A 12732-nucleotide genomic window follows, 5' to 3' on the forward strand; every position below is an offset into this window, starting at 1 on the left:
TTGTCCGGCCGATCCGCTGTCCCTAGGCTGACTCGGCCCTCCCACTCTTATCCTTCTCTATCTACGGGTCCTCATGCCCAGATTCCGCACCCTCCTCGGCGTGGCCATCGCCGCGGCATCGGCGACGGCCGCCTTGCCGGCGGTGGCGCTCGCCGCGCCCACCGCCCCGCACACGGCCCTCACCGTCGACCTGGGCGATCACAGCCCCACGCTGGTAAACAGGTCCGTCGTGTACGACGGGGAGACGTCGGCCGTCACGGTCACCCCCTCGGCAGGGGAGCGGCTGACCATCCGGGCGGAGGCCGCCGGCTCGTACGTCAGCATCGTCGTCGCACCCCCGGTGGGCCAGCAGTGGATGGGGGACGGGGAGCTCTACGGGGTTACGCGGACGGGCGACGGCACCTTCGCGCAGTTCGAGATGACCTCGGACGGCAGGAGCTGCGACGGCGCCGGATCGCTCCAGGTCGACGAGGTGTACCACGCGGCCGAGGGCGTGCTCAGCTCGTTCGCTGCCTTCTACCAGTACAGCTGCCCCGGCGACTTCGGGCTGATGAGTGGGGAGATCCGCTACCAGTCCGAGCTCGGCTACATCGCCGCGATCGCCGAGCCCGGCGTGGTGGACTTCGGCGCCCAGGAGGCGAACGCCGACAGTCCGACCCGTACGGTCACCTTCCGCTCCGCCGGCAGCGACCCGATGGACTTCGGCCGGGCCACCATCGGCGAGCCCACCCGTGCGGCCTTCTCGGTCGTCGGCTCGACCTGCCAGGACCGGACCCTGGCACCGGGCGAGACCTGCACGGTGACAGTGCGCTCCCACCCGACCGAGGTGGGTCAGCAGCTCGCACCGCTCCTGGTGGCCACCGACCGGGGCGCGGGCCGGGTGCGGCTGTCGGTCGACGGCTTCGTCGGCGGCGTCATCGGCACCTACTATCCGCTCGCCCCCCAGCGGCTGATGGACACCCGCAGCGGCCTGGGCGCGCCCAAGGCCAAGATCGGCGCCGGTCAGCGGGTCGACCTTCAGGTGACCGGGCGTGGCGGGGTTCCGGCCAGCGGTGTCGGTTCGGTGGTGCTGAACACGACGGTCACCGGCCCGACGGCGAACAGCTACCTCACCGCCTACCCCGCCGGTGAGAGCCGTCCCACCGCCTCGTCGATCAACTTCGCGCCGGGCTGGCTGGGCTCCAACAACGTCACCGTCAAGGTCGGCGCGGGCGGCAAGGTCTCCATCTACAACCACGCCGGCTCGACGGACGTGGTCGTCGACGTCGTCGGCTTCTACGCCGCCGACAACGCGCTCAAGGCCAGCCTGGGTACGGGTGGGCAGTACCACCCGCTGGCACCGACCCGGCTGCTCGATACCCGCAAGACCGGCGGTGCCGTGCCGGCGGGCCAGGTCAGGCAGACCTGGGTCAGCTTCGACGCCCAGGCCGATCCGCGCGTGCGGGCCGTGGTCCTGAACATCACGGCGGTGGCGCCGACCAAGGCAGGCTTCCTGAGCGCCTGGTCCGGGACAGGCCCCGTCCCGGTCTCCTCGACGGTCAACTACGGCGCCGGCAAGGTGGTGCCGAACCTGGCGATCGTGCCGACCCGCGTCTGCGCCGACTGCGTGTCTGGGAGGACGGTGCCCGCCTTCTCCGTCTACACCTCGCAGACGACGCACATCGTGATCGACATCGTCGGAGTGATCGACGACGCGACGCTCGCGGACGGGCTCCGGTTCAAGCCGATGAGCCCGACCCGCCTGGTGGACAGCCGGATCGGCTCGGGCTTCCTCGGACCACTGCCGGCCGGCGAGACCAGGGCGATCACCGCCTGGCGGAGCATGGTCACCGACATCACCGAGGCGCTCGCGATGAACGTCACGGCCGTCGTCCCCACGGCGGACACGGTGGTGACCGTCTGGCCGGCCGACGTCGGGCTGGAAAAGCCGACCGCGAGCAACCTGAACCCGGCCGCCGGGCAGATCGTCTCGAACGCCGTCATCAGCGGCATCGGCCCGCAGGACCGGTTCAACATGCACAACCTCTCCGGGAGCACGCACCTGGTCAGCGACGTGGTCGGCACCTTCTACCGCTACCTGGGCACGGCGAGCACGGGCACCGCCGGTGCCGCCCTGGCCGGCGAGCGCGGGCTGTCCGTGGTTGCCTCCGGCGTCGCGGCGCCGGCCCGGGCGTAGCTGGTCACCCCCGGCACAAGGGGCGTCCCGGTCCGACCGGGACGCCCCTTCGTCGTTGTCGGCACGATCAGAAGTGGACACGCGACGCCTACCGGCGCTGTCGGATGCCGGACAGGCCGTCGATGGTGGCGCGGTTCTGGACGCCAGGACTCACCGTTCACACCACACCGGAACGCCGGACAGGCTGGTCGTGGCTTGCTGCCATAGATGGGCACCTTTAGTCTGAGCTCGCGAATCCCTCTCCTCCCCCGGGGTCTCCATGCGCACGTTCCGCACCCTGCTCACCATGACCGTGGCCGGTGCGTGCGCGCTGGCTGCCCTGGCGGCGGTGAGATCGGCGGAGCCGACCGCGGCCACCGCGTCGGCCGCCGAGTCGGTCGTCGGGATGTACTACCCGCTGGCGCCTGAGCGGCTGATGGACACCCGCAGCGGGCTCGGTGGCCGCACGGGGGCGCTCGGCGCCCGCGAGGTGGTCGACCTCCAGGTGACCGGGCAGGGCGGGGTGCCGCCGGCCGGCGTCGGCTCGGTCGTGCTGAACGTGACGGTGACCGGCCCGACCGCTGACAGCTACCTCACCCTCTACCCGGCGGGCCAGAGCCGGCCGACCGCGTCGTCGATCAACTTCGCGGCAGGCTGGCTCGGGTCGAACAACGTCACGGTCAAGCTCTCCGCCGACGGGCGGGTCGCGGTCTACCACCACGCCGGCTCGACGCACGTGGTGGTCGACGTGGTCGGCTTCCACGCCGGCAGTGACGGCGTGCAGTCGAGCCACGGCCGGGGCGGGCAGTACCAGCGGGTGGAGCCGACCCGGCTGGTCGACACTCGCCAGGAGGGCGGCGCCGTGGAGACGAACACCCGGATCAACCGCTGGGTCGACCTGGGCCCGGCCAGCCCGCGGGTGAAGGCGCTGGTCCTGAACGTCACTGCGGTCGCGCCGGCCGAGGCCGGTTTCCTGACGGCGTGGTCCGGCGTCACCCCGGTGCCGGTCGCGTCGACGGTCAACTACCTGGCCGGCAGGGTGGTGCCGAACCTGGCCCACGTGGAGACCGCAACGTGCCACGACTGCGGTCCCTGGTACGGCGTACCGACCTTCTCCGTGTACACCTCGAAGACCAGCAACATCGTGGTCGACCTGGTCGGGGTGATCGACGACGGCAGCCTTCCCGGCGGGCTGCGGCTCACCGCGGCGAGCCCGACCCGGATCGTGGACAGCCGCACCGGCCTGGGCACCTCGGGCGCGCTGGGCGCCAACGTGACCCGGACGGTGCGGGCACCCGCCACGGTGGTCACCGACGCGACCCGGATGCTGGCGACGAACGTGACCGCGGTGGCCCCGACGACCGGCACGGTCATCACGGTATGGCCGGCCGAGGCGGGCCTGGCCAAGCCCACCGCCAGCAACCTCAACCCGGCCGCCGGGCAGACCGTCTCGAACGCGGTGCTGGCCGGCATCGGCCCGACCGACTTGTTCCACGTGCACAACCTCGCCGGCAGCACCCACCTGGTGGTCGACGTGGTGGGCACCTTCCACGTCCCGGCCGGCACGACGACACCGGACCCGGCGCCGCTGCGGGTGCTCGCCACCGGCGGCTACTGAAGCGCTGCTCAACGCCTACAGTCACACCGGCAGCGCCCACCGGGCCACCGACGTGGTGGATTCGTTCTGGCGCTACGGCGAGGAAGCCGCGACGAAAGGTTTCTTGCCGCCGGTCAGGAGCGCCTCTACTCTGTGCCGACGATCTTTCTCGTCCTCATTAGAGGTATCCATGCGCATGTTCCGCTCACTGCTCGGCGCCTCCGTCGCGCTGGCAGGTGTGGTCACCGGCCTGCCGGAAGTCGCCTCCGCCGCGCCGACCGCCTCCTTCACCGCCGTCACCGCCGATCGCGGCGACCACGGCTTCAACCCCGTCCCGGCCCCCGACGTCTGGACCCCGGACAACGCGGCGGTCAGCGGCTATCCAGCCCAGGGCGAAACGCTCCGCCTGAAGGCCGTCCGGGGCGAGCAGTACATTGACGTCGTCCTGCTCCCGCCCACGGGGTCGGTGTGGGTCGCGGGCCGGACGTACCCGGCCGCACGCTCGGCGGACTCCGACCATGCCAAGATCGAAATCACCACGCCGGGCCAAGGTTGCAACACGGTCGCCGGCTCGGTCGCCGTGGCCGAGATCGCCCGCGATCCGGACACGCAGTTGATCAGCTCCTTCGCGGCGTCGTACGAGTACCACTGCGACGGTGACCCGGGCACCCTGAGCGGGGAACTCCGCTGGAATTCGACGGTGGACTATGTCGCGGCCGTGCCCAGCCCGGCCCAGGTCGACCTGGGCAGCCTGGCGGTCGGTGATGCGGCGGCGACGCGTACGGTCAGCTTCGCGTCCCGCGGCAGCGTGCCGGAGGTCTTCGGTGCGGCGCGCCTGGCCGGGTCCGGTGCGGGCCAGTTCGCCGTCACCGCGGACAACTGCTCCGGCCGTACGGTCGCGCCGGGTGACAGCTGCACGGTCACCGTCGCCACCCGGGCCACCTTGACCGGCTGGCACACCGCCAACCTCGTCCTGCCCGACAACAGCAGTCACGGGCAGCGCGTGGTGCCGCTGACCTATCGCGCCGCCTACGGCGTCACCGGCATGTACTACCCGCTGCCGCCGCAACGACTGATGGACACCCGCTCCGGCCTGGGTGCGCCCAAGGCGAAGATCGGCGCCGGGCAGACCGTCGACCTCGTGGTGGAGGGCCGGGGCGGCGTACCCGTCGGGGTCGGCTCGGCGGTGCTGAACGTGACGGTGACCAATCCGACGGCCGCCAGTTTCCTCAACGTCTACCCGGCGGGCGAGACCCGCCCCAACGCCTCGTCGATCAACTTCCCGGCGGGGTGGCTCGGCTCCAACAACGTCACCGTCAAGGTCGGCGCCGACGGCAAGGTGTCCATCTACAACCGCAACGGCAGCACCGACGTGGTGGTCGACGTGGTCGGTTTCTACGCCGGTGACCACCTCGACCTCGGCAAGGTCGGCGTCGGCGGACAGTACGGCGCGCTGGACCCGACCCGGTTGTTCGACTCGCGGCTGAAGGGGGGTGCCGTGCCGGCGGGGGGCGCCGTGCAGCTCTGGAGTGACTTCGGCCCGGAGCTGAGCAGCCACGTCCGGGGGCTGGTCCTCAACGTCACGGCGGTCAACCCGGTCAAGGCCGGCTTCCTCACCGTCTGGTCGGGGGAGGGGGCCGTGCCGACCTCGTCGACCGTCAACTACGGCGCCGGCAAGGTGGTGCCGAACCTGACGATCGTCAAGACGAGCTCCTGCACCGACTGCGGTACGGGACACGCCGTCCCGTCGTTCGCCGTCTACACGTCGCAGACGTCCAACATCGTGGTGGACGTGGTCGGTGTCATGGACGACGGGCAGGTCCCCGACGGCATGCGGTTCCGCCCGCTGAGGCCGACCCGGATCCTGGACAGCCGCGTCGGGCTGGGCATCAACGGCGCCGTCGGCCCGAACGTGACCCGGTCGGTCAGCGCGTACTCGGAGGTTCCCTCGGACACCGAGGCCCTGGTGACGAACATGACCGCGGTTTCGCCGACGAACAACACCGTGATCACGGTGTGGCCGGCGGACATGGGTCTGCCCAAGCCGACGTCGAGCAACCTGAATCCGGCTGCGGGGCAGACGGTTTCCAACGCCGTGATCACCGGCATCGGCCCGGCCTACCAGTTCGACGTGCACAACCTCTCCGGCAGCACCCACCTGGTGGCCGACGTCGTCGGCACGTTCCACCGCCACCCGGGTACGGCGAGCGGTACGGCGCCCCGTGGCACTTCGCACTTCGCCGTTCTCGGCTCCGGTAGCCGGGCGCACCGCTGATCGTCCGCGCCGAAGGGCGCCCCGGTCTGTCCGGGGCGCCCTTCGCTATCGGGAAGCTTCCTGGCGCACCGCTCAGGCGAGCCCGACCCGCTCGGGACGGGCGGAGGCGGAGCCGAGCCAGGTGTGCGGGTTGCCGTACCAGCACCAGCCGAGCTTCGGCGCGCCCTGGCTGATCCAGATCGCCGGCACCCGCTTGTCGTCGCAGCGGGAGCCGACCAGCGAGAAACACTTGTTCTTCGCCAGCGCCGCCGGGTGCAGCGTGACGAAGGCGAGCCCCTCGTCGATGGTGAGCGGCAGCCGGTCCTGGCCCGTGATCACCTCCATGGCGGCGGAGGGGGCCAGGTTGAGGGTCTCCTCGCCCCGGTCCACGTCGAAGAGCAGGTACGCCGGCCCGGCCGGCACCTCCAGCTCCTTGATCGGGTCGAAGCGCGGCAGGTCGCCCTCGGCGTAGTGCCGGTCCAGGAAACCGGGTTTGCGCTTGCCGGCCAGCGTGGTCAGGGCCAGCCGGTCCTCGACCGGCACCAGGTCCCGCGTGATCACCAGCAGGAACGGCACCCGGGCGTCGGTGGGTGCGGGCAGCTCCGCCGCCCCGGCGACGGCCGCCGCGCGCAGCGGCGCGACCAGGTCGCGGAAGGTGTCCTCGGTGAGGTCGGCGAGCGCCGGGTAGCCCAGCTCCACCAGGCGGTCGAGCTGGCGGTCGAATTCGGTCGCGGCGTCGAACAAGGCGGCCTCCATTCATCGTACGGAGTACCGTACAGCGTACGCCTTGTCGGGGGTTATTCCCGCTTCACCGGTTCCAGTCCTGCTTCGCCGCCCGCACCAGCTTGTCCTTCAGCTCCCGGGTGTGCCGCCGGCTCACCGGCAGCTCCGTCGAGTCGACCACCACCACGTAGCCCGAGTTCACCAGCCGTAGTTCGGCGATCAGCTTCAGCTGCACCAGAAACGACCGGTGGATCCGGACGAACCCGGCGTCCGCCCAGCGCTCCGCGAGGGTGGCCAGCGACACCCGGACCAGGTGCGACCCGTCGGCGGTGTGCAGCCGGGCGTAGTCGCCCTGCGCCTCCACCCAGCGCACCGCCGAGCGGGGCAGCATCCGGGTGGTGCCGGCCAGCTCGATCGGGATGGTCGGGTCCTCCTCGGTCCGGGCCAGCGCCGCCGGGTGCGCCGGCACCACCCGCGAGCCGATCACCCGGCGCAGCGACTCGGCGAGCCGCTCGGCCCGCACCGGCTTGCGGACGTAGTCGGTGGCGCCCAGGTCGAACGCGTCCACCGCGCCGTCGTCGTACGCGGTGACGAAGACGATCGCCGGCGGCCGGGCGAACCGGCGCAGCACCCGCGCCAGCTCCATGCCGTCCAGGCCGGGCATCCGGATGTCCAGGAAAACCACGTCCACGTCGCCGTCGCGGAGCACCCGCAGCGCCTCCGTGGCGTCGCCCGCCGTGTGCAGCCGAGCCACCCGCGGGTCGGCCCGCAGGTGGTACGCCAGCTCGTCCAGCGCCGGCGGCTCGTCGTCCACCGCCAGCACCCTGAGGAACGCGCTGGCGGTCACGCCGCCGAGCCGGTCGGTTCGCTCGCCGCGCTCGCTCATGAACCCGCCCGTACGCCGGCGTGGAACTTCGGTACCCGCATGCTCACCTTCGTACCCGAGCCGAGGCCCGTCTCCACGACCAGGCCGAAGCCGTCCCCGAAGACGGACCGCAGCCGCTCGTCGACGTTGGAGAGGCCGACGTGCCCGCCCGGGTCGTCGCCCGGGTCCCCGGCGGCCCCGGCCAGCTCGGCGATGCCGGCGGTCAGCGCGGTCGGATCCATCCCCACCCCGTCGTCCTCCACCGTGATGTGGCACTCGGTGCCCGCGTCCCGGGCCTCGATGCACACCATGCCCGTGCCCGGCTTCCGGGACAACCCGTGCCGGACCGCGTTCTCCACCAGCGGCTGCAGGCAGAGGAAGGGCAGGGTCACCGGCAGCACCTCCGGGGCGATCTGCAGCCGCACCTGGAGCCGGTCGCCGAAGCGGGCCCGCTCGATGGTCAGGTAGCGGTCGATCGAGCGCAGCTCCTCGGCCAGCGTGGTGAACTCGCCGTGCGCCCGGAACGAGTAGCGGGTGAACTCAGCGAACTCCAGGATCAGCTCCCGGGCCCGGTCCGGGTCGGTGCGTACGAAGGAGCCGATCGCGGTCAGCGCGTTGTAGATGAAGTGCGGGCTGATCTGCGCGCGCAGCGCGCGCACCTCGGCGCGGGCCAGCCGCTCCCGGGACGAGTCCAGCTCGGCCAGGGCGAGCTGGTTGCCGGCCCAGTGCGCGGTCTCCAGGGTGGCCTGCACCAGCCCGGGCGCCGGCTGGTCGTCGGCGACCGCGACCAGCACGCCCGCAACCCGCCGGTCGGGGCCGGTCAGCGGCGCCACCACCGCCCCCCGGATCGGGCAGTCCACCCGGTCGCAGGACAACTCCGAATCGCCGAGCACCGTCGACCGGCCGGCCGCCACCACCCGTCGGGCCGCCGCGACCAGTTGCGCCTCGTGGTGCCCGCCGCGCCCGTCCAGGGCGAGCAGCGCCTCCCGGTCGGTCAGCGCCAGGCCGGCCGCGCCGACCAGGGCCCTCAGGTGGCGTACGGCCTTCGCCGCGTTCGCCGCGGTCAACCCGGCGCGCAGCGGCTCGGCGGCCAGCCCGGCGGTGTGCAGCACCTCGTAGGTGGCCCGCTGGGTCGCGGTGGCGATGCCCCGCCGCCCCCGCAGGCGGATCACCGCGAACAGGGCCGCGGCCAGCGCGGTGACCAGCGAGACGACGCCGAAGACGGCGGAGAGATTGGCGCCCACCCAGCGATCCTGGCCCCTGCGGGGCGCCACGCCAAGAGTCAGTACGCACCCTTGCGGGCGAGCACCACCCCGACCGTCCGCCACAGGATGCTCAAATCGTACGCCAGCGACCAGTTGTCGACGTAGTAAAGGTCCAGCCGGACCGCCTCGTCCCAGGACAGGTCGGAGCGGCCGGAGACCTGCCACAGCCCGGTCATGCCCGGCCGCACCAGCAGCCGGCGGCGCACGTCGCCCAGGAAGTCACCGTCGTCGGCCGGCAGCGGACGCGGCCCGACCAGCGACATCTCGCCCTTGAGCACGTTGATCAGCTGCGGCAGCTCGTCCAGCGACGAGGCCCGCAGAAAGCGGCCCACCGGGAAGACCCGGGGGTCCTGCTTCATCTTGAACAGCATGCCGTCGGTATCGTTCTGGTCGACCAGGCTGGCCAGCCGGTCCTCCGCGTCGACGTACATGGTGCGGAACTTCCAGACCCGGAAGATGCGGCCCTCGTGGCCCACCCGGGGCTGGCGGAAGAAGACCGGACCGGGGTCGGAGATCCGGATCGCGGCGGCGATGGTCACGAAGACCGGGATCAGCAGCAGCAGGCCGAGCCCGGCGGCGATCCGGTCCATCAGGCTCTTGGCCAGCAGCGCCGGGCCCGACAGGGTCGGCTCCTCGACGTGCAGCAGCGGCAGGCCCTCGATCGGCCGGATGTGCACCCGGGGCCCGGCGATGTCGGTCAGCTGCGGGGCGACCACCAGGTCGACCCCGGAGCCCTCCAGCTGCCAGGCCAGCCGGCGCAGCTCACCCGGCTCGGCGCTGGCCGACCCGCAGACCGCGATGGTGTCGCCGCCGACCTCCCGGACCAGGGCCAGCACGTCGCGGCCCGCGTACACCGGGACCGGGGTGTCCATGCCCCGGGCCGCCGCGTAGCCGTCGGTGATGTGGATGGCCACCGGCACCAGGCCGGCGGCCGGGCTGCGGGTGACCGCCGTGTAGACCTCCAGGCACTCCGGCAGGGTGCCGACCAGCACCATCCGGTGGCCGGCCTGGCCGATGTTGCGCCGCACCACGTGCAGCACGAAGCGGGCCAGGATACGGCCGAACAGGATCAGCACCAGCGCGCCGAGCAGCGCGGTGCCGACGGTGTACCGGGACAGGTCGGTCTTGGTGGCGAAGGCCAGGAAGGAGACCGTCGCGGCGACCGCCACGCCGCCCCGGATCACCCGCTTGAACTCGTCCGGGCCGAGCCCGAGATATCGGCGGTCGTAGGCCCCGTTGAACCAGAGGATGACCACCCAGCCGAGCGGCAGCAGCAGGAACGCCACGGTGAAGAACCAGGTCGGGTCCTCCTGGGCGTTGTAGAAGCCGGCCCGTGCCTGGTCGAAGGTCTGGATCGCGGTGAAGCTGGCGAACGCCGCCGCCGCGAAATCGAGCAGCAGCAGGATCGCGGTATAGGGACGGTGCCAGCGGGAGACGCGGCGCCGGGCCCGGGCCCACGCCGATCGGGGTACGCCGTTGTGGGACGGCGGCGTCGGCGGCTGGATCTCGAAGCTGTCGACGTGCCGCACGAGTTTGCTCCGGCCTGTGTTGGTTACCGGGCGCTGGAGGCTTGTCGTCACCTCACCCATGTCCTCCCGCATGACACGTGCCGCTCACTCGCCGTGAGGGCCCGGGTCGCCCACCGTCCCAGTCTCCCACGCGTACACCGGCCCGAGGGACGTTGCGCCGGGCTGGTGCTGAGTGGGATCTGGCCGGCTCCGCGCCATTTCAGAAGCCGGGGACCGAGCCACTATACCGATGGATGGCCCCCCGCGTAGAGCCGTAGACGGGAGCATCGACGCAGGATGGCTGATTCCTCTCCGTAATCGGGGAGTGGCGTTACTCACCGTACCAACCGGGACAACCGACGGTCAGCGAGCGGCTTGCCGCCGGTCTGGCAGGTCGGGCAGTACTGGAGGCTGGAGTCGGCGAAGGAAACCTCACGGACGGTGTCCCCGCACACCGGGCAGGGCTGCCCGGTACGCGCGTGCACCTTCAACCCGGAGCGCTTCTCGCCCTTCAGCTCCGCCGCCCGCTGGCCGAGCGAGCGGCGCACCGCGTCGCCGAGCACCTGCCGCGTCGCGCTGTGTAGGGCGGCCAGCTGGGCGTCGGTCAACCGGTCGGTCAGCGCGAACGGCGACAGCTTCGCCGTGTGCAGGATCTCGTCGGAGTACGCGTTGCCGACGCCGGCGAGCACCGTCTGGTCGGTCAACATGCCCTTGACCTGCCCCCGGCGGCTGCGCAGCCGCTCCCGGAAGGTGGCCAGGTCGGCGGCGAGCGCGTCCGGGCCCAGCTTGGCCACCCCGGGCACCGTCGCCGGATCGGCCACCAGATAGCCGGCGAGGCTCTTCTGGGTGCCGGCCTCGGTCAGGTCGAAGCCGGAGCCGTCGTCGAGGCGTACCCGCAGCGCGATCGGCCCCTTGCCGGGGCGCAGCGGGGCGGCGGACGGGAAACCCTCCCGGTAGTGCAGCCAGCCCGCCCGGGCCAGGTGGACCACCAGGTGCAGGTCGCCGTCGAGGACCACGTCCAGGAACTTGCCGTGCCGCCGGGCGTCCACCACCGCCCGGCCGGCCGCGGCCGTGGGCGCCGGGTCGTACGTCTTCAGGGCGCTGATCGCGGCGACCTCCAGCCGGTCGACACGCCGCCCCACCGCGCGCTCGCGCAGGTAACCGGCGAGCGCCTCAACCTCCGGAAGTTCGGGCACCAGCCAACGGTAGCCTTCTTTCCCATGAGCGCGAGGAACGAGCTCGCGAGTCCCTGCCGTGAGCGTGAGGAGTGAGCTTGCGAGCCCCGCGGTCGCGAGCAGAGACGGGCACGGCCGCGAACGAAAGGCGAGCCCAGTGAGAATCGTGGTGGCGCACAACCGGTACCGGGAAGCCCAGCCGTCCGGCGAGAACACCATCGTCGACGCGGAGATCGCCCAGCTGACCGCGGCCGGCGTCGAGGTGCTGCCGTTCATCCGCAGCTCGGACGAGATCCCGACGATGCCGAAGACGGCCAAGGCGCTGTTGCCGGTCTCGCCGATCTACGCCCCTCGCGCCCAGCAGGAGCTGAGCCGGTTGATCACCGAGCACCGGCCGGACGTGCTTCACCTGCACAACCCGTACCCCCTGCTCTCGCCGTGGGTGGTGCGAACCGCCCACCGGCACGGCGTGCCGGTGGTGCAGACGGTGCACAACTATCGGCAGGTCTGCTCCTCCGGGCTCTACTTCCGCGACGGGATGATCTGCCAGGACTGCCGGGGGCGGGCACTGGGCGTGCCGGCGATCGTGCACCGCTGCTACCGGGGGTCGCGGGCGCAGAGCGCGCTGATGGCCACCACCCTGGCCGTGCACCGGCCCACCTGGCGCTCGGTGGACCGGTTCATCGCGTTGACCTCGGCGGTCGCCGAGCACCTGCGCGACTACGGCATCCCGGCCGAGCGGATCGTGGTGAAGCCGAACGCCATTCCCGACCCGGGCCGGCCCGCCCCGCTCGGCACCGGATTCCTCTTCCTCGGCCGGCTCTCTCCCGAGAAGGGGCTGGACCTGCTGCTGGACGCCTGGCGGCGGCACCCCGACGGCGCGCTCGGCCCGTTGCGGATCGCCGGTGACGGCGAGCTGCGCCCGCTGGTCGAGGCGGCGGCGGCCGAGCGGGCGGACGTGACCTTCCTCGGCCCGCTGGACCGGGCCGGGGTGCGTGCGGCGCTGTCGGCGAGCGCCGTGGTGCTCGCCACCTCCACCTGGCACGACGTGCTGCCCACGGTGATCATCGAGGCGCTGGCCGCCGGCCGGCCGGTGCTCGGCACCGCGCTCGGCGGCATCCCGTATCTGGTGGGGGCGGCCACCCCCCGGCTCCCCGCAGGCACCGGCCCGGCCACCGCCGCCTCCGCTC

General features: G+C 72.2%; 9 protein-coding genes. 4 read left to right on the forward strand and 5 right to left on the reverse strand.

Translation table 11 applies throughout. The features are described from left to right. The first annotated feature begins 73 nt into the window (after positions 1–73). The 3 genes from C1I99_RS07605 to C1I99_RS07615 all read left to right on the forward strand — a co-directional run bounded on the left by C1I99_RS07605 (position 74) and on the right by C1I99_RS07615 (position 6027). Positions 74–2176 (forward strand): choice-of-anchor D domain-containing protein, encoded by a 2103-nt coding sequence (locus C1I99_RS07605; RefSeq protein WP_111133493.1) that lies wholly within the window; start codon positions 74–76, stop codon positions 2174–2176. A 259-nt stretch (positions 2177–2435) separates the two neighbouring features. Beyond that, positions 2436–3773 carry a hypothetical protein gene (locus C1I99_RS07610; RefSeq protein ID WP_111133494.1) on the forward strand — a complete coding sequence of 446 codons (1338 nt, stop codon included), beginning with the start codon at positions 2436–2438 and terminating at the stop codon, positions 3771–3773. Between the two features lie 169 nt (positions 3774–3942). Continuing rightward, positions 3943–6027, forward strand: a complete 2085-nt coding sequence (locus C1I99_RS07615) for a choice-of-anchor D domain-containing protein (RefSeq protein ID WP_111133495.1) — start codon at positions 3943–3945, stop codon at positions 6025–6027. Positions 6028–6099: 72 nt separating this feature from the next. Here C1I99_RS07615 and C1I99_RS07620 read toward each other — a convergent pair whose 3' ends face one another. The 5 genes from C1I99_RS07620 to C1I99_RS07640 all read right to left on the reverse strand — a co-directional run bounded on the left by C1I99_RS07620 (position 6100) and on the right by C1I99_RS07640 (position 11563). Next, positions 6100–6750: a DUF5701 family protein gene (locus C1I99_RS07620; RefSeq protein WP_233512392.1), complete on the reverse strand. Its 651-nt coding sequence runs from the start codon at positions 6748–6750 to the stop codon at positions 6100–6102. 64 nt (positions 6751–6814) lie between these two features. Then, on the reverse strand, positions 6815–7615 hold the full coding sequence (locus C1I99_RS07625) for a LytR/AlgR family response regulator transcription factor (protein WP_111133497.1): 801 nt from the start codon (positions 7613–7615) through the stop codon (positions 6815–6817). Next, positions 7612–8838, reverse strand: coding sequence for a sensor histidine kinase (locus C1I99_RS07630; RefSeq protein WP_111133498.1), 1227 nt, complete (start codon positions 8836–8838; stop codon positions 7612–7614). Before C1I99_RS07630 ends, C1I99_RS07625 begins: the two co-directional genes overlap by 4 nt. A gap of 38 nt (positions 8839–8876) precedes the next feature. Then, on the reverse strand, positions 8877–10448 hold the full coding sequence (locus tag C1I99_RS07635) for a sugar transferase (protein ID WP_111133503.1): 1572 nt from the start codon (positions 10446–10448) through the stop codon (positions 8877–8879). A 254-nt stretch (positions 10449–10702) separates the two neighbouring features. Then, entirely contained in the window at positions 10703–11563 is an 861-nt protein-coding gene (locus tag C1I99_RS07640) for an Fpg/Nei family DNA glycosylase (protein WP_111133499.1), read from the reverse strand. Between the two features lie 136 nt (positions 11564–11699). Here C1I99_RS07640 and C1I99_RS07645 point away from each other — a divergent pair. Continuing rightward, positions 11700–12732 (forward strand): glycosyltransferase family 4 protein (locus C1I99_RS07645; protein WP_111133504.1); only part of this gene is annotated, 1033 nt, incomplete at its 3' end.

The organism is Micromonospora deserti (assembly GCF_003236335.1).
GTDB lineage: Bacteria > Actinomycetota > Actinomycetes > Mycobacteriales > Micromonosporaceae > Micromonospora > Micromonospora deserti.